Origin of the sequence: Vibrio sp. CCB-PB317 (assembly GCF_022808245.1) — a bacterium.
Taxonomy (GTDB): Bacteria; Pseudomonadota; Gammaproteobacteria; order Enterobacterales; family Vibrionaceae; genus Vibrio; species Vibrio diabolicus.
Genome location: NZ_JALGNU010000001.1, coordinates 315,414 through 334,316, shown reverse-complemented (window position 1 = coordinate 334,316; position 18,903 = coordinate 315,414). Strand labels below are relative to the sequence as shown.

At 46.1% G+C, this 18,903-nt stretch carries 15 protein-coding genes; 13 read left to right on the top strand and 2 right to left on the bottom strand.

What is annotated here, in order from left to right; all coding sequences use genetic code 11:
* Positions 1-806 precede the first annotated feature (806 nt).
* The 13 genes from MTR11_RS01590 (at position 807) to MTR11_RS01530 (ending at position 16,658) form a co-directional block, all read left to right on the top strand.
* Positions 807-3,407, top strand: coding sequence for a TonB-dependent receptor plug domain-containing protein (locus MTR11_RS01590; protein WP_053808674.1), 2,601 nt, complete (start codon positions 807-809; stop codon positions 3,405-3,407).
* A gap of 65 nt (positions 3,408-3,472) precedes the next feature.
* Positions 3,473-4,237: a DUF3450 domain-containing protein gene (locus MTR11_RS01585; RefSeq protein ID WP_104971145.1), complete on the top strand. Its 765-nt coding sequence runs from the start codon at positions 3,473-3,475 to the stop codon at positions 4,235-4,237.
* Positions 4,238-4,240: 3 nt separating this feature from the next.
* Positions 4,241-5,602 (top strand): MotA/TolQ/ExbB proton channel family protein, encoded by a 1,362-nt coding sequence (locus MTR11_RS01580; RefSeq protein ID WP_005394940.1) that lies wholly within the window; start codon positions 4,241-4,243, stop codon positions 5,600-5,602.
* A 9-nt stretch (positions 5,603-5,611) separates the two neighbouring features.
* Positions 5,612-6,139 (top strand): MotA/TolQ/ExbB proton channel family protein, encoded by a 528-nt coding sequence (locus MTR11_RS01575; protein ID WP_047103760.1) that lies wholly within the window; start codon positions 5,612-5,614, stop codon positions 6,137-6,139.
* 25 nt (positions 6,140-6,164) lie between these two features.
* Entirely contained in the window at positions 6,165-6,572 is a 408-nt protein-coding gene (locus MTR11_RS01570; RefSeq protein ID WP_005379359.1) for an ExbD/TolR family protein, read from the top strand.
* A gap of 4 nt (positions 6,573-6,576) precedes the next feature.
* Positions 6,577-7,209: an energy transducer TonB gene (locus tag MTR11_RS01565; RefSeq protein ID WP_006741809.1), complete on the top strand. Its 633-nt coding sequence runs from the start codon at positions 6,577-6,579 to the stop codon at positions 7,207-7,209.
* A gap of 9 nt (positions 7,210-7,218) precedes the next feature.
* Positions 7,219-8,442, top strand: coding sequence for a tetratricopeptide repeat protein (locus tag MTR11_RS01560; RefSeq protein ID WP_114323045.1), 1,224 nt, complete (start codon positions 7,219-7,221; stop codon positions 8,440-8,442).
* Positions 8,443-8,727: 285 nt separating this feature from the next.
* The gene (gene gmk / locus MTR11_RS01555) at positions 8,728-9,351 is read left to right on the top strand and encodes a guanylate kinase (protein ID WP_005394946.1); all 624 of its coding nucleotides are present in this window, start codon (positions 8,728-8,730) and stop codon (positions 9,349-9,351) included.
* 181 nt (positions 9,352-9,532) lie between these two features.
* Complete coding sequence (gene rpoZ, locus MTR11_RS01550; RefSeq protein WP_005379346.1) at positions 9,533-9,805, top strand: DNA-directed RNA polymerase subunit omega; 273 nt, start codon at positions 9,533-9,535, stop codon at positions 9,803-9,805.
* A 39-nt stretch (positions 9,806-9,844) separates the two neighbouring features.
* Entirely contained in the window at positions 9,845-11,965 is a 2,121-nt protein-coding gene (spoT, locus tag MTR11_RS01545) for a bifunctional GTP diphosphokinase/guanosine-3',5'-bis pyrophosphate 3'-pyrophosphohydrolase (RefSeq protein WP_005394948.1), read from the top strand.
* A gap of 52 nt (positions 11,966-12,017) precedes the next feature.
* Positions 12,018-12,701 (top strand): tRNA (guanosine(18)-2'-O)-methyltransferase TrmH, encoded by a 684-nt coding sequence (trmH, locus tag MTR11_RS01540; RefSeq protein WP_243326923.1) that lies wholly within the window; start codon positions 12,018-12,020, stop codon positions 12,699-12,701.
* Positions 12,702-12,954: 253 nt separating this feature from the next.
* Positions 12,955-15,036: an ATP-dependent DNA helicase RecG gene (gene recG, locus MTR11_RS01535; RefSeq protein ID WP_243326922.1), complete on the top strand. Its 2,082-nt coding sequence runs from the start codon at positions 12,955-12,957 to the stop codon at positions 15,034-15,036.
* 233 nt (positions 15,037-15,269) lie between these two features.
* Entirely contained in the window at positions 15,270-16,658 is a 1,389-nt protein-coding gene (locus MTR11_RS01530; protein WP_047009401.1) for a uracil-xanthine permease family protein, read from the top strand.
* 73 nt (positions 16,659-16,731) lie between these two features.
* On the opposite strand, the gene envZ is transcribed toward MTR11_RS01530, so the two are convergent.
* The gene (gene envZ, locus MTR11_RS01525; RefSeq protein ID WP_243326921.1) at positions 16,732-18,024 is read right to left on the bottom strand and encodes a two-component system sensor histidine kinase EnvZ; all 1,293 of its coding nucleotides are present in this window, start codon (positions 18,022-18,024) and stop codon (positions 16,732-16,734) included.
* A gap of 102 nt (positions 18,025-18,126) precedes the next feature.
* On the bottom strand, positions 18,127-18,846 hold the full coding sequence (ompR, locus tag MTR11_RS01520; RefSeq protein WP_005394960.1) for a two-component system response regulator OmpR: 720 nt from the start codon (positions 18,844-18,846) through the stop codon (positions 18,127-18,129).
* Positions 18,847-18,903: the final 57 nt, after the last annotated feature.

Genomic DNA, 18,903 nt, shown 5'->3' with positions numbered 1-18,903 from the left:
TTGTCTACTGTCCAGTTCAGGCGGAGTGAAAGAGGAAGTTCCCCGCCCAAAGTGGTGCATATTTATCTCGTAGTAACTAAAACTGTTGAAACACACTCCCTGCGTTTCAAGAACCAGACTTTTCTACTACTGCAATAATTTCAGCGTCATATTTATCTTGAATCCACATCAGCTTCAAGTGTTTGAAACCAAAACATGACAAACTTCCTCCGAAGTCGAAAAACAGAAATGTTTTTGTAAAAAATTATAAAAAACCACAAAAATAATTCACACAGAATATCAATCTAGGCTGTTTAGAGCCAAAACCCTACATAAAAATGCAAATACATGGAATAAATAGACATATCCACCACATGTATATTTGACCTAAAAATACGAGTGAGCCCTTTTACAGCAATGGGTATCATATTTTGATACCACCCTATAAGTTCGAGTCACCAAAGTATGGATTCGATATAAAACTCATCTCAGAACAATTCACTGGAAAAATATCTTTTTTCAGATTCAATTACCCACTAAAAAACCATAGGCAAGATAAGTCATTAAAGTTTATAAGAAACACAAAATACGGTGTTTTATTGAAATTTGATGTCGCCTTGGTAAGGCTATTTAGTTTTTTATTCCGCGTTTTAAACCAACCCTGGTTATTTACATCTTTTTTACATTTAAGCATCCCCGTTTACCACTGGTTTGACTTCCTTTTTTCATCTCGGTTATACATTGGCCGAACGTTAACGAAATATTAACGTCACAATTGGCCGCTATGCGGCCAGACATAGGAAATAATAATAATCGGAGCAACAAGGATGTATAAAAACACAACCGCTTTATCTGTTGCGATAAGCCTTGCGTTGGGGACAGCAGCAGTCGTAGCCCCAGCAACAGCACTGGCAGAAGAGCAACAAGTTGAAAAACTTCAAAAGATGAAAGTTACTGGTTCGCGTATCTCCACGACGGATATGGAAGGCCCTTCACCAGTTACTGTTATTAATAGTAAAGATATTGAATCTAAAGGTTTTAACAGCGCGCAAGACGTGTTGAACAGTTTGACTCAAAACACCGGTGGTGTAATGGCTCAAACGAACTCTTTCTCATTCACACCTGCAGCACAGTCAGTCAACTTACGTGGTCTTGGCGCTTCACGTACATTGATTCTTATCGATGGTCGTCGCCTTCCTCAATACCCACTGGCTCAAGATGGCACATCTAACTTCCAAGACATTGGTCAAATCCCTGTTGCCGCTATCGAGCGTGTTGAAGTAATGACTGATTCAGGTTCCGCTATCTACGGCTCCGACGCGATCGGCGGTGTCGTAAACTTCATTTTAAAGAAAGACTTTGATGGCGTTTCTGTAAAAGTACGAGCGGGTGACGCAACAGATGGTGGCTACCAAAATGGCCGTTTAGACGTTGTTGCCGGTAAAGATTTTGACGATAAACGTATTCTCTTCGTTGGCCAATTTGCGGGCAACGAAATGCTTAAGCAATCTGACCGAGATGATTGGGCTGGCGATGACGGTTCTAGCCGTTCTCAGCTAAGTGGTTACTCTAGCTACGGTGCAAACTTTGAAGGCGCAAACGGAACACTTCTAACACCAGCTGATGCTGGTTCTTCATGTAAAGAAGTCGTTGGTGATGCCGCTATTGAACGAGCGGATGGCAAGTGTGGTGTTAACCGCTCTGCATACCGAACGTTGAAACCAGAAAATAAACAAGTAGACCTGCTTTTACGTGGTGAAATGGACATTAACGACAATGTCACTGCCATGGCAGAAGCCCGTTTTGGCTACAAGTCTACAGAATCTGAATTCGAACCTAACCCTTACAGCGTAGAAGTTGATGCCACTCACTTCCGCGGCGAAGGTGAATACACTCGCCGTATGGTCGAATTTGGCCCACGCGAAAGTAACACTGAAGCCGATTCTTTTGGCTTAACCTTAGGCTTGAACGGCCTGCTTGCCGATGCGTATGATTGGGACCTATCAGCTGGTTACTCAGAGCAAAGCGTTGAAACAAGCAACCCAGCAATCTTCCTAACTCTTGATCAAGCCGTACAAGATGGCGACGTCGATCTTCTAGGGCCTATCTCTCAAGACGTTGTAAACAAATACAGCGGCACATCAAGCAAAGAAGCCTACTCAAAGCTTTACTCTGTTAACGGCTCACTGGCCGGTGATTTGGTTGAACTGCCTGCTGGTATGTCTGGCTTTGCTGTTTATGGTGAATGGAACCGTACTGACTACAACGAAACGATTGATGCGACAACAGCGGCTGGTGGTTTCTCTGGTCTAGGCGGAACATCAGGTGGCGGTGACCGTGATCAGATTGGTCTTGGTGTCGAAGCCCTAATTCCTATCATTGAAGATTTGGAAATGACTGTCGCTGGTCGTTATGACCACTACTTCGACGACTCGGCAACAGGCGGAGCCTTCACTCCTAAAGTAGCACTAGCATACCGTCCTACTGACACTCTATTGCTTCGTGGTAGCTACGGTCTAGGTTTCCGAGCTCCTGACTTGAAACGACTATTTGGCGATCAAACTCGAGGCTTTGGTTCTGGTTTTGACCCTGTGCTTTGTGCCAACGCTGGTGGTAGCGGCCCACAAGATAAAGATAAGTACCCAGAGTGTGATACTCAATACTTCGATACGCTTAACGGCCCTAACTCTGAGCTGAAAGAAGAAACAAGTACAAACATTAACTTGGGTCTAGCGTGGGAACCTGTGGATGACCTTGGCGTAACCGTTGACTGGTACCACATCAAGATGGAAGACGTCGTAACAGCACCAACTTACCAAGACGTAATTAACGATCCAGGTAAATACCCAGGCACAGAAGTAGTTCGTAATACAGACGGTACAATCAAGTCCGTATCTTACGGCCCAGTCAACCAGTCATATGAAGAGCGTTCTGGTGTTGACCTTGCTGTGAAATATGCTTACGACACTAATGAGTTCGGTTCATTCAATACGCGCGTAGCTGTAACTAAGATCTTGATTGCTGAATATCAAGAAAACGACAGTGAGCCAGTAACGGATGAAAGAGATTTCATGCCTGAATACACCGCAACGTTAAACCTTGGCTGGGCATACGAAGATGTCGCTATCAACCTATTTGGTAAATACCGTGACCGTATGTGTTCAAGCTATGCGAACCGTTACTACTTTGATGACTGTGACTCTGCTAAGAAAGCTGGTTACAAAGCAGAAATCGCGAGCATGACAACATGGAACCTAACGGCTTCTTACCAATTCAACGAGAGTGGTCGTGTAACTCTTGGTGCTATCAACATGTTTGACAAGGTACCGCCTGCCGATCCTCTAAATGATACCTCTCCATTCTATGCAACTGGATATGACGATCCAATCGGCCGTCAGCTTTACATCGAGGCATCATACGACTTCTAAAAAATATTTGGCGCGGGTTTTCCGCGCCCTTTTCGACTGACTAAAACACTGACAAGGATGCAACCATGAAATTCAAGGAATTTGGTCTCAGTGCCATAGCTGCAGCATTGCTTACTATCAGTAGTAGCTCTGTAGCGGCCAACTCTGGTGCTGTCGTTTCCACACAAGCAAAAGCAAATCAATCTTCAGAAGCTTCACAACAAAAAATCGACAACTATGCCGAAAGCACTGAAGGCATGTTGGCAGAATACAAAGGCTTACTTCGTCAAATCGACAGTATGAAAGTCTACAACGAGCAAATTAACCGTATGGTTCAATCGCAGCAAGGCGAGTTGGACTCATTAAATAACCAAATTGCTCAAATCGATCAAACGGCAACAGAAGTGGTGCCACTTACATTAAAAATGATCGATGCACTCGACGAATTTGTGACTCTCGATCTGCCTTTCCAGAAAAAAGAGCGTAATAAGCGAGTTCAAGAACTGCGTCGTCTCATGGATCGCGCCGACGTAACAACTTCAGAGAAATTCCGTAAAGTGATGGAAGCGTACCAAATTGAAGAAGGCTTCTCTCGCTCAATCGAATCTTACAAAGCTAGCCTAGACCGAAATGGTGAAACCGTGACTTACGATTTCCTACGTATTGGTCGCACAGCACTTCTATTCCAATCTCCAGACGGTGGTGAGACAGGTATGTGGAACCAACAAACACGTCAGTGGGAAACATTACCGGAAAGCTACCGCATCGCGGTACAGCAAGGCCTTCGTATCGCGAAGAAGCAAGCGCCACCAGCGCTAATCAAACTGCCTGTATTTGCTGGGGAGGAATAAGAGATGAAAGGATTCAAAACTCTAGCCGCTGGCCTACTAGCGAGCTTATTTATGGTTTCTGGCGTACAAGCAGAAGCGCCTAAAAACTTATCTGAACTACTTAAAAACGTAAAATCAGAAAGCATCGTTGAGTCGAAAGAGAACAAAGCCCGTGAAGCTGAGTTCAAGAACAACCGCGATAAGCAAGCGGCATTATTGCAACAAGCTCGCGAAGAGTTAGCTGCGCAGCAAGCTCTGGGCGATCAACTTAAAGCAACCTTTGATGAAAACGATAAGCAGCTAACTGAACTAACAGAAACCCTACGTGTTCGCTCTGGTACTTTGGGCGAAATGTTTGGTGTGGTCCGCCAGTATGCGGGAGAGTTTAAGGGCTTATTTGCAGCCTCTCAAAACGCTGTTCAGTTCCCAGAGCGTGACGCTCTACTAACGAAACTGGCTGAAAGCAAAGAACTGCCGTCAACACAAGAGCTAGAAGCTTTCTGGCATACCATTCTTCAACAAGTGGTTGCTTCTGGCGAAACTGCAACAACCCAAGCAACGGTTGTTTATGGCGAAGGTAAAGAAGCGGTTCGCGATGTCACTCTCGTCGGTGAGTTTAACGCGATTGCCGATGGTAAGTACGTCACTTATGTACCTCAAACAGGTAAGTTCGAAGAACTCTCTCGACAGCCTCGCACCAATATTACACGTCATGTTGCAGGATTTGAGTCAGCGTCAAACAGCTATGAACCACTGTTTATTGACCCATCCCGTGGCGTCATTTTGTCTCTACTTGTGCAAAGTCCTACCGTTCAAGAACGTATTGATCAAGGTGGCATCGTAGGCTACGTCATTCTAGGTATGGGTGCAGTTGGCGCTATCATTGCTCTAATTTGCTTCCTACGCCTTCAAGTGATTGGCGGCAAAATGCGTAAGCAAGCAAAATCAGAAACCGTGATTCCTGGCAACCCATTGGGTGAAGTTATCCAAGCTTACCAAGAGCACAAAGGTGACAACCTTGAAGATCTGGAAGCGAAGCTGGACGAAATCATTCTACGTAATGCTCCAAGCATTGAACGCTTCATCAGCTCAATCAAGCTATTTGCTTCTGTAGCGCCTCTACTTGGTCTACTGGGTACGGTAATGGGTATGATCGGCACATTCCAAGCCATTACTCTGTTCGGTACCGGCGATCCTAAACTGATGGCTGGCGGTATTTCTGAAGCTCTTGTTACCACTATGCTAGGTCTGGTTGTCGCAATTCCATTGCTGTTCCTTTACACCATCGTACACAGCAAAGGTCGTCGTTTGGTTCAAACTCTTGAAGAACAGAGTGCAGGCTTCATCGCTCGCTATCAGGAAAAACTGCATAAAGCCGAAAGCTAAGGAGGCGTTATGTGGTGGTTAGTTGGAGAACTTGAATCAATTAGGCGCTTCTTGGGAATGGGTGGCGATGTACTCGTCGCCATCTTCATCCTCAGCTTTATGCTGTGGGCAGTATTGTTAGAACGTTGGTTCTATTTTGCTGCCGTCGCTCCAAAAGCCATGAAAAAAGCCGTTGGCTCATGGCAAGAGCGCTCAGAGCATCAAAGTTGGAACGCTAAGATGATCCGACAAGAAATCGTTTCTCGTCAGGATATTGAGAATAAAAAGGGACTACCAATCGTGAAAGTGTTGATTGCACTTTGTCCCCTACTGGGTCTACTCGGCACCGTTGTCGGCATGATCCAAGTATTCGACATCTTAGCGGTAACAGGAACAGGAAGCCCTCGAGCAATGGCCTCGGGGATCTCAAAGGCAACAATCCCAACTTTAGCCGGGATGGTGGCTTCTCTATCAGGACTGTTCTTTAGTTCACGTCTTGATCATTTAGCCAAAGTCACAACGCAAAAGCTGGAAGATAAGCTAAAGCATATTGCCTGAGTAAATGGAATTAGAGGTATAGGTCATGAAAAGACGCTATAGCAGTGATAGCAGTGATGAAACCGCTATCGATATGACACCGATGCTCGACATCGTATTTATCATGTTGATCTTCTTTATCGTAACAACATCGTTCGTAAAAGAAGCAGGTCTGGAAGTAAACCGTCCGACGGCAAGCTCAGCGCAAACCGTTAAGAAAGGTAACATCATGGTCGCAGTTGGTGCGGCGGGTGATGTTTGGGTTGATAAACGCCGCATCGAAGTGGACGCGGTTCGTGCGAATATTGAACGTCTTCGTGCAGAAAGTCCTGATGGCGCAGTTGTTATCCAAGCCGACACTGAAGCAAATGCTGGCGTAGTCGTGAAGGTTATGGACCAGATCAAAATGGCAGGTGTAGAAAGCATCTCCATTGCCGCAACCAATAAGGATTAAGCTTATGCGGTATCTGGCCTCAATTGCACTGGCGCTCATTGTCTCCCTCGGGTTGTTCTGGGGGATGGACAAGCTAGTAAACAAAGAGCGCCACGAGTTAGTGTCGAATGATGACCTGCGTATGGTCGAGTTTATTCGCATTAAACCAGAAGAAAAAATACAGGAGAAAAAACGCGAACTTCCAAAACCACCACCACCTAAACGTCCGCCGCCGCCGCCAGAAATGAAAGTGACAGCGACAGTAAAACCGGTGATGGAGCAGACCCCAATGGACATGCCAAAACTTGACCTACCCGTAAATGTTACAGGTGGCTCGGTGCTTGGACATTATAGCCAGGGTGGAGGTGCACAATTAGCGGGTAGCGGAGGTCCGACCCCTCTTGCAACATTCCAGCCTCAAATGCCTAGAAAGGCTGCGAAAGCCGGAATTGAAAAAGGGGTTGTCTTACTAGAGTTTACTGTAAATGCACGTGGTGCCGTAGAGGACATCAAAGTTCTTAAAGAGCAACCACGACGCTTAGGCCTCGGTCGAGCGGCAAGAAAAACAGTCTCTAAATGGACATTTAAACCAAAATTGGTTGACGGGAAACCTGTTAGCTCGCGCCTATCGCAAGAAATAGAGTTCTCAACCAATTAAGGAGTCACGATGAAAAGTTTATGGAAAAGCAAAGTGGCTTCTTTAATTCTCTTCGCAGGAGTGGCAATGGCCGCTCCTACGATGGCAAAAGAAGCTCCTCAGTTATCAGATCGGACATTTCGAACCGTCAACAAAGTGCAAGAGTTGATCGCAACTGAAAAATATTCAGCGGCGAAAGAAAAACTAGCAAGCGCTTTAGAAAGCACAAGTTCGAAAAAATACGACCGAGCAGTTTTACTTCAGCAAACGGGCTTTTTGTATTCGCTACAAGACAATTATGTGCAAGCCGCGAAATACTTTGCCGAAGCATTAAAGCTCGATGCGCTTCCCGTTCCAGTCGCTCAACAAGTTCGCTACAGCTTGGCTCAACTTTACCTAGCTGAAGAGAAGTACACGTTGTCTGTGAAAACGATGAAGGAATGGTTCAAAGTTGCAGAAACAACCAAAGAGAAGCCTCAAGCTCATGCTTATATCACGTTAGCAAGCGCTTATGTCCAGTTGGAAGATTACAGAAATGCAATCCCACCAACCAAAAAAGCAATTGCGATGAGCAAGAGCCCAAGTGAGTCTTGGTACTTAATTCTCGTTGCCTCTCACTACGAGTTAGGACAGCTGAAAAGCGTTGCCAGTGTGCTTAAAACCCTTACTTCAAAGTACCCTCAGAAAAAGCGTTACTGGATGCAACTTTCTGGCGTTTATATGGAGTTGGGTCAAGAGCAAAACTCTTTAGCAACCTTAGAAATGGTTTACAAAATGGGGAAACTGGAAGGAGAGAAAGAGTACTTACGTTTTGTAAACTTCTTAGCTTACCAAGGTATTCCATATAAAGCGGCCAAAACTCTTGAGAAGGAGATGGCATCTGGAAACATTGAAAAGACGAAGGAAAACTATGATCGCTTGGCCAGCTTCTGGCAGCAAGCTAAAGAGCTAGATAAATCGATTCTCGCTTATAAAAAGTCATATAACATCGCTCCTTCTGCTAAAACGCAAATTCAGATTGCTCGCTTAATGGTACAAGACAAGCAGTATTCTGAAGCGACTCGCTTTGTAGAAAACGCAGCATCGAATGCCTCTAAAGAGCAAAAGGCAGAACTTGAATACATTCGCGGAATGGCCTATTTCGAGCTTAAGCAGCCACAAAAGGCCTTACAGGCAATGAAAGGCGCGGCTCAATCGCCAAAATTTAGGTCTACCGTTAGCCCTTGGATAAATTTCCTAGAATCCCAAGGATAATTTGAAGATTAAGTGTGAGTCAGTCGCACGCCTGGGGAAGTGAAAGCTTCCCCTTTTTTCGTTTGTTTTTGCGCATGCGAGCTCTTTTCAACATTTAAGTAAGACGAAAAGATCAACTGGTAACAAAATAGAGATCATGATACTCTTCGCCTCCATTTTTCTGGCGGGATTATCACCAATATCCATCCCTTTGGTGGTTGATTTATCATTGCCAGTGCTATCGTTATAAGAATGTCGGACTTTCCTTCGGCACTCAATCAATCCAATCAAAAGTGGAACAGTACAATGGGCAAAGGTACTCTCTATATCGTATCTGCACCTAGCGGCGCAGGTAAATCTAGCTTGATCTCAGCGATGTTGGAACGCAATCCAACCTACGCAATGAAAGTGTCTGTGTCTCATACCACGCGTAACATGCGACCTGGTGAAGAAAATGGTGTCCACTACCATTTTGTAGCGAAAGATGAGTTTGAAGCCCTGATCGCTAAAGGTGATTTCCTAGAATACGCTGAAGTGTTTGGTAATTATTACGGCACCTCTCGTGTGTGGATTGAAGAAACGCTAAATAAAGGTATCGACGTTTTTCTAGATATCGACTGGCAAGGCGCACGCCAAATCCGTGAGCAAATGCCAGAAGCCAAAAGCATCTTCATTCTACCACCATCAAACGGTGAACTAGAGCGTCGCTTGAACACTCGTGGTCAAGATAGCGATGAAGTGATCGCAAAACGTATGGCTGAAGCCAAGTCAGAAATCTCTCATTACAGCGAATACGACTACGTGATCGTAAACGACGATTTTGATACCGCTTTGATGGACTTTAAAGCCATCTTGCGTGCAGAGAGATTGAAGGAAGAAAAGCAAGCTGCTAAATATAAAGGTATGCTTGACGCGTTGTTAGCAGAGTAACTTCAAAAAAGTCACGCTGTAAAACATAAAGAATTTCTCGTTTTTTGCTCAGTGCGAAAAACACAATAAACTACCTGAGAAAGTCCACAAACGGTGGCTTGTCTAATTGCTAGTAAATAAAGTAGTTAGGTTGTATACTTTCTCGTCATTCTAAAATTTTAGTTAACTATTTGGAGTCCTCATGGCACGCGTAACTGTTCAAGACGCTGTTGAAAAAGTTGGCAACCGTTTCGACCTAGTACTGATTGCGGCTCGCCGCGCTCGTCAAATGCAAACTGGCGGTAAAGATGCACTAGTGCCAGAAGAGAACGATAAGCCAACGGTTATCGCTCTACGCGAAATCGAAGAAGGTTTAATTACTAAAGAAGTTCTAGACGCTCGTGAACGTCAAGAACAGCAAGAGCAAGAAGCGGCAGAGCTAGCGGCAGTAAGCAGCATCGCTCACAACCGTTAATTCTGACTTTAGAATTCAACAACCTCCCGGGCCTATAATTTGTATCTATTCGATAGCCTCAAAGACGTTGCCCAAGAATACCTAACAGAGCCTCAGATTGAGGCTCTGCGTCAATCTTATGTGGTAGCGAGAGATGCCCATGAAGGGCAAACCCGCTCTAGCGGTGAACCATACATCATCCACCCTGTCGCTGTGGCTCGTATCTTGGCCGAAATGCGCCTTGATATCGAAACCCTCCAAGCTGCTTTGCTGCATGACGTCATTGAAGACTGTGATGTAACTAAAGAAGATCTCGAAGAGAAATTCGGCAACACTGTCGCAGAGTTGGTTGATGGTGTATCTAAACTGGACAAACTCAAATTCCGCGATAGGAAAGAGGCTCAGGCCGAGAACTTTCGTAAGATGGTTCTGGCCATGGTGCAAGATATCCGCGTCATTCTGATCAAACTGGCTGACCGCACGCACAACATGCGTACGCTTGGCGCGCTTCGACCAGATAAAAAGCGTCGTATTGCTCGTGAAACGTTAGAGATTTACGCGCCACTCGCTCATCGTCTTGGTATTCACAATATCAAAACCGAACTCGAAGAGCTGGGCTTTGAAGCGCTATATCCCAACCGCTACCGCGTACTAAAAGAAGTGGTAAAAGCGGCACGCGGCAATCGTAAAGAGATGATCCAACGTATTCACAGCGAAATAGAAGGCCGTCTGCAAGATTTCGGCTTGAATGCTCGCGTCGTTGGTCGTGAGAAAAACCTGTTCTCTATCTACAACAAGATGAAAACCAAAGAACAGCGCTTTCACACCATCATGGATATCTATGCGTTCCGAGTCGTTGTTGATACCGCTGATACTTGTTATCGCGTTTTAGGCCAAGTACACAGCTTGTATAAGCCACGTCCTGGTCGCATGAAAGATTACATCGCGGTACCAAAGGCAAACGGCTATCAATCGCTACACACTTCCATGGTTGGCCCACACGGCGTACCTGTTGAAGTTCAGATCCGTACTGAAGATATGGATCAAATGGCGGACAAAGGTGTCGCGGCGCACTGGTCTTATAAAGACAAAGGCGACAAGTCTGGCACCACTGCGCAAGTGAAAGCTCAGCGTTGGATGCAAAGCCTGTTAGAGCTACAACAAAGCGCGGGTAACTCATTCGAATTCATTGAAAACGTAAAATCCGATCTTTTCCCAGATGAGATTTACGTCTTCACACCAAAAGGTCGTATCGTTGAATTACCTTTAGGCGCAACGGCTGTCGACTTTGCCTATGCCGTACATACCGATGTAGGCAACTCTTGTGTTGGTGCTCGTGTTGATCGTAACCCTTACCCATTGAGTAAGGCATTGAAAAACGGTCAGACGGTGGAAATTATCAGTGCCCCTGGTGCGCGTCCGAATGCGGCATGGCTAAACTATGTCGTGACTTCTCGTGCCCGCACTAAGATTCGACAAGTACTGAAAACGATGCGTCGTGAAGAGTCGATTACTTTAGGTCGTCGCCTACTTAATCACGCACTTGGCCGTCACTCGATTGATTCAATTTATCCAGAAAATATCCAAGAAGTCTTGAATGATCTTCGCCTAGAAAGCATCGATGATTTATTGGCTGCTATTGGATTGGGTGAGTTGATGAGCATTGTGATCGCACGTCGTCTCCTTGGTGATACCGAAGAGCTCACGACAACAAGCTCAATCCCAACGGACTCGAAGAAGAAGCTTCCGATTCGTGGCGCAGAAGGCTTATTGCTGACGTTTGCAAATTGTTGTCATCCTATCCCAGATGATCACATTATTGCTCACGTATCGCCTGGTCGTGGTTTGGTTGTTCACCGAGAAACATGTCCGAACGTTCGTGGTTATCAGAAAGAGCCAGACCGTTATATGGCTGTCGCTTGGTCTGACGACTACGACAAAGAGTTTATTGCTGAACTTAAAGTCGACATGCTGAACAACCAAGGTGCTCTTGCAGAACTGACCAACGTGATCTCGAAAACAGGGTCAAACATTCATGGTCTTTCAACGGAAGAACGTGATGGTCGTTTGTACACTGTGACTGTGCTGTTGACGACGAAAGATCGCGTCCACCTTGCTGGTATCATGCGTAAGATTAAGGCAATGCCTCAAGCAACCCGAGTCAGACGCAGAAAGAACTAACCTCTATCGCCACCTACCCTGTTAGGTGGCGATTTTTTATACCTCAATAAATATGAACCTAGAACGTTACAACCGCATTCACCAAGTCCTAAAAACTCGCCAAACTGATCTGACACTTTGTCTCGAAGAAGTACATAAGCCAAACAACGTCTCTGCCGTGATCCGTACCGCTGACGCGACAGGTTTACACAAAGTTCATGCCATTTGGCCTGACAAAATGCGTACGCTGAGCCATACCTCAGCTGGCGCGCGTAACTGGGTTGAAGTTGATACTCACGATTCAATTGAAACTGCGATTACCGAGCTCAAAGCGCAAGGTATGCAGGTTTTGGTGACTAATCTTTCAGACACCGCCGTCGATTTTCGCGAAATCGACTACACCAAACCAACTGCCATCATTTTAGGCAGTGAAAAAGTTGGCGCTTCAGATCAAGCCAAACAACTTGCCGATCAAGACATAATTATCCCGATGATAGGCATGGTGCAGTCACTAAACGTATCGGTTGCCAGTGCTGTAATTTTGTATGAAGCGCAACGTCAACGTGAAGCCGCAGGCATGTACGACCGAGAAGAAAGCGCTCTGCCTAAAGAGACAATCAACCGTATTCTCTTTGAACGTGGTCACCCAGTGCTGGCAAAGGTCGCGAAACGCAAAAGGCTCGTTTACCCACCACTCGATGAAGAAGGTCAAATCATCGCCGATGACGCGTGGTGGCAAGAGATGCAAAGCAAGTAACAGACTTTCGTCATCCTGAACAGCGGCGAAGGGGCGTGATTCAAGATCTAATTCTGGAGTATACAGATGCTGGTAGTGTTAACTTCAGCGACATACTTGTTGGAAATAGAATCCTGATGTCGCTAAAGCTCCTCGGAATGATAGGTTATCAGTCAAATCATGACACTAACTAAAGCATGACTATTTTTTCCTGTACAAAAACACAGCTCCATGGTTAACATACTGCTATGTTAACCATTTTCTTGAGCCCTCTATGTCCGCCCAAATGTTATCTGCCGTCCCATTAACCTCCCTTTCTGGTGTTGGCGCGAAAGTCGCAGAAAAACTCGCCAAAGTTGGCTTACATAGCGTTCAAGATTTGCTGTTTCACCTTCCGTTACGATACGAAGATCGTACCCGTATTTACCCTATTGCCAAACTGCATGCTGGCCTTTGGGCGGCCGTGCAAGGCAAGGTCATGGCAGTCGACACCATCTTCGGTAAGCGCAAAATGCTAACGGTAAAAATCAGCGATGGTAATGGCACTATCACGCTGCGCTTTTTCAACTTTACCGCGGCCATGAAGAACAATTTCACACAAGGTAAGTTAGTACATGCTTACGGTGAAATTAAGCGCGGTGGCATGGGCTTGGAAATTGTTCATCCTGACTACAAGTTTTACGTCAGCGATCAAAAGCCCGATGTAGAACAGAACTTAACCCCTGTTTATCCCACTACAGATGGTTTACGCCAAATCACATTGCGCAACCTTACCGAACAAGCTTTAGCCCTGCTTGATAAAACCGCAGTGCAGGAATTACTTCCAGCTGGGTTGTATGACCATCAAATCACGATGTCGCAAGCTCTGCACACCATTCATCGCCCACCACCAACCATTAATTTAGATGAGTTTGACGAAGGCAAACATCCTGCTCAAATCCGCTTGATCATGGAAGAGTTGGTCGCACAAAACTTATCGATGCTGGCGGTTCGTAGCAAAGGCCAGAAGGATTCAGCGTTACGTCTCGGTCCTTGCAATAAACTAAAAACGCAGCTTTTAGCCCAACTGCCTTTCTCTCCTACGAATGCTCAAACCCGAGTAGTACAAGAGATTGAAGCCGATCTAGAAAAACCGCACCCAATGATGCGATTAGTGCAAGGTGATGTGGGATCGGGGAAGACGTTGGTTGCCGCTCTGGCCGCCGTTCGTGCCATTGAGCACGGCTATCAGGTGGCACTCATGGCACCAACCGAACTATTGGCTGAGCAACACGCGATCAACTTCGCCAACTGGTTTGCAACAATGGGCATTCAAGTCGGTTGGTTAGCGGGCAAACTCAAAGGTAAAGCAAAGGAAGCCGAGCTAGCTCGTATTGCCAGTGGTGAAGCGCAAATGATAGTGGGTACTCACGCGCTATTCCAAGAGCACGTTGAATTTCATCACCTTGCTTTGGTCATCATTGATGAACAGCACCGCTTTGGTGTCCATCAGCGATTAGAGTTACGTGAAAAAGGTGCTAAACAAGGCGCCTACCCACATCAGTTGATCATGACGGCAACGCCCATTCCTCGCACATTAGCGATGACCGCATACGCTGACCTGGAAACTTCCGTGATTGACGAACTGCCTCCGGGTCGAACGCCGATTCAAACCGTCGCCATTCCTGACACAAAACGTGACGACATCGTCGAGCGTGTCCAAAATGCCTGCTTAAACGAAGGTAAGCAGGCATATTGGGTGTGTACTCTGATTGATGAGTCGGAAGTATTAGAAGCACAAGCCGCGGCTGATACCGCTGAAGAGCTTCAACGTAAGCTACCGGACGTAAAAATTGGTCTAGTACACGGCCGAATGAAGCCAGCAGAGAAACAAGCGGTGATGCAAGATTTCAAAGACAATAAACTACATTTGCTGGTCGCAACGACCGTGATAGAAGTGGGCGTGGATGTGCCAAACTCTAGCTTGATGATCATCGAAAACCCCGAACGTCTCGGTTTAGCACAATTACACCAGCTAAGAGGTCGCGTGGGCCGAGGTTCCGTTGCTAGCCATTGTGTGCTGCTGTACCACTCTCCACTGTCGAAAACCGCGCAAAAACGTCTCGGAGTACTACGTGAAAGTAACGATGGCTTCGTCATTGCACAGAAAGACCTAGAAATTCGTGGCCCGGGCGAACTATTGGGTACAAAACAGACTGGTCTTGCTGATTTCAAAATCGCAGACTTAGTTCGAGATCAACGTCTGATTCCCGAAGTTCAGCGCATTGCGCGTCATATTCATGACAATTACCCGAATAACGCAACAGCAATTATTGATCGCTGGTTGGGTGAGCGGGATATTTACTCCAAAGCATAGTGATTAAAAGCGAGCCAAATGGCTCGTTTTTTAATACACTAAAAACCAAAGCAATCGTTTGCTTTTTAGGTAAATCTCTCTATAATCGCGCACAAATTTTTAAGTGTGTTGCATCACACTCCACCAACCTGAGTTGACTCTGATTAACAGCAATCACAGGTAACGACGTCAACTCCACCCTGCTCTCCCATTCAGCGAGATCTGGGAATATATTGCGACTAGCGAGACAAACAATGACAACTTCAAACCGATCTTCGGAACTGGTCTATCAACTCAATGATCGACCACCTTTGCCTCAAACCATTTTTGCCGCACTTCAGCACTTATTGGCGATGTTCGTCGCGGTTATCACTCCGTCACTGATCATCTGTCAGTCTTTGGGTGTACCAGCAGACCAAACGAATACCATCATCAGCATGTCTTTATTTGCGTCAGGCGTGTCTTCGTTTATTCAAATTCGCACCTTTGGCCCAATTGGCTCTGGTTTACTCTCTGTTCAAGGCACCAGCTTTAACTTTTTAGGTCCTATTATTGGTGCAGGCCTATCGCTGAAAGCAGGTGGAGCAGACATCAGCACCATGATGGCAGCCATTTTTGGTACGATTTTAGTGGCATCATTTGCAGAGATTTTCCTATCTCGCGTATTAGAGCATGCCCGTCGCATTATCACTCCGCTCGTTTCAGGCATTGTCGTCACTCTTATCGGTCTCACACTGATTCAAGTCGGCTTGGTATCAATGGGGGGTGGCTACGCGGCATTAAATGAAGGAACATTCGGCAGCTTAGACAAACTGGCGCTCGCTGGAACGGTACTTGGCTTGATTGTGATATTAAACCGCTCGAAAAACCCATACATCCGTGTGGCTTCGATTGTGATTGCGATGCTGGTTGGCTACATCATGGCGTATTTTATGGGGATGGTAGATACTTCTCAGCTAGGCACAACCGAGCTTGTAGCACTACCGGTACCAATGCAATATGGCTTATCGTTTGACTGGTCTCTGTTCATTCCGCTGGTACTGATTTTCTTTATTACCGCACTAGAAGCCATCGGCGATATTACCGCCACATCCGAAGTGTCTGGCGAGCCAGTCAAAGGCCCTGTGTACATGAAACGCATTAAGGGGGGTGTACTAGCAGACGGCTTAAACTCTGCAATCGCAGCCGTGTTTAACAGTTTCCCGAACTCCACCTTTAGCCAGAATAACGGCATCATTATGCTAACAGGGGTTGCGAGTCGTTACGTGGGTTACTTTATTTCTGGCATGTTAGTGATTCTTGGCTTGTTTCCTGGTGTCGCTAGCTTTGTTCAGCTGATTCCTGAGCCAGTACTTGGCGGCGCAACGATTGTCATGTTTGGTACGATTGCTGCCGCTGGTGTGCGTATTATCTCTCGTGTTGAGCTCGATCGCCGCGCAATTCTGATCATGGCCTTATCCTTCTCAATGGGGCTTGGTATCGCGCAAAAACCAGAGATTCTGCAATTCATGCCAGAATTTATTAAGAGTATTTTCTCCACTGGCGTTGCTGCAGGTGGTATCACAGCGATCATTTTAAACCTACTTCTGCCAGAGAAACTGGAAGACGAAGATGAACTTCCTCAAGAAGTGAAAGAGTCTTAATAAGATTGTAGAGAAAAACAAAGCCCAAACGGTTTAGGTTGGGCTTTTTGTTTTAAATGGTACAGTCACCGACTTACTTGGTAGGAAAGCTGATTTGAGCGATTAAACCGCCTTCACTGCGATTACGCATCACCACAGAGCCTGAATGCTGGCTGATTATACGCTTCACAATCGCCAACCCGAGCCCAGTGCCTTCACTACCGCGAGCTGTATCACCACGCGTAAAGGGTTCAAATAACCTCGCGATTTGAGAATGCTCGATACCCGGTCCGTTGTCCTCTACTGAAATCCACACTAGCTGCTTATCTGCTGTCACACCAGTGCTGATTTTGACCCAGCCATTGCCATAACGTAGCGCATTCACAACTAAATTACTGATCGCCCGCTTAATCGCAATCGCACTTCCTTTGGCTGGTGGCAAGTTAAGATTAAGATCCGTTTCAATTTCAGCCTCATAGCCACCTTCAGAACTGGCTACGTCACTGGCAATCGTACTGATATCAACCGCTTCAAACGATTCTTTGTTCACCGGTTTGAGGTAGTCCATAAACTGACTAATGATCTCATTACATTCTTCCGTATCGCTAATGATCCCTTCAGCAAGGTAGCTATCCTCGGGAGACATCATTTCTGTCGCTAAGCGAATGCGCGTCAGCGGTGTTCGCAAGTCATGGCTAATCCCCGCCATTAATAGGGCGCGATCTTCTTCGAGCTCCTGAATGCCTTTGGACATTTGATTAAACGCTCGGGTTACAGAGCGAATCTCCGATGCGCCTTTTTCTGCCAACGGTGGCGGGATTTCACCTCGACCGACGTCTTTCGCGGCTCTCTCTAAAGCCAAAAGTGGGCGGTTTTGTAAACGAATAAACAACCAACCACCAGCAATGATCAGCAGCGCCATAATCAAGCTGTTACGAAACAGCGGTGCAAAATCTTCTTCTTGCAGCTCAGATAAAGGAATACGAATGATGGAGTTCGGCAACTTTTCGATGTGCATCCACAAGATGTAACTTTCATCGCCAAGCAATAAGCGCACTTCGGTGGGCGAGCCTAGCTCTTGGCTCATTTCTTCAGACATCAAATCAATCGACATCGCGTGATGAAATTCAACCGCTTTATCGCTGTCGAGGCTGTGAACCGTCACCCCCAGCCTTTCTAATAATTGACGTCTCAGCGGTGCATCAGATTTTAATGGCCCTTCATCATCAAGCACCAAATTAAGCTCATGGGCGAGAATTTTATTGAACTGCTGCAAACTCGGCATCAACGCGTAGTTAAAAACGGCGTAGTAAGAGAAAACTTGGCTAGCGAGAAGCAAAGAGATGAACAGCAGAATAGATTGTGTCAGTGAACTTCGGATGCGCATGGAACGTTCCTGGTGGTCCTAATCGCGAAATTTCAGCCTTCGAAGGGAAGGACTTGAAGGCTGAAGTTGCTATAGCCAAGTGCTGGCTATGGAGTGAGGAGATTACACCTCTTTACCGTCTGGGACGAAAACGTAACCTAAGCCCCACACGGTTTGAATGTAGCGTGGCTTGCTTGGATCGTCTTCTAACATGCGACGCAAACGTGAGATTTGCACGTCAATAGAACGTTCCATCGCAGAATATTCACGGCCACGTGCCATGTTCATCAATTTGTCTCGTGACATCGGCTCTCGCGCATTCGTCACAAGCGCTTTCAGGACAGCAAACTCTCCTGAGGTCAGTGGCATTGCCTCGTCACCGCGGAACATCTCGCGAGTGCCTAGATTGAGTCGGAACTCACCAAACTCCACTACTTTTTCTTCGGTGCTTGGCGCGCCCGGCAACTCTACGGTTTGACGGCGTAATACGGCTTTAATGCGAGCAAGTAATTCACGTGGGTTAAATGGTTTTGGCAAATAATCATCCGCCCCCACCTCCAGACCCACAATGCGGTCCACTTCATCACCTTTCGCGGTGAGCATTAAGATTGGCAGCATATTGTTTGCATGACGTAGACGACGACAAATCGACAAACCGTCTTCACCTGGCAACATTAGGTCCAGCACCATTAAGTGAAAGTTTTCGCGCGTTAGTAGGCGATCCATCTGTTCACCATTGGCGACACTTCGGACCTGAAAACCTTGCTCAGAAAGGTAACGCTCCAATAGAGCACGTAAACGAGCATCGTCATCAACCACTAAAATTTTATGATTTTCTTGCATTGAAACATCCTTTCAGAAGCATCTATTGTCGAAAATGTATCACTGTTTTTCCTAACG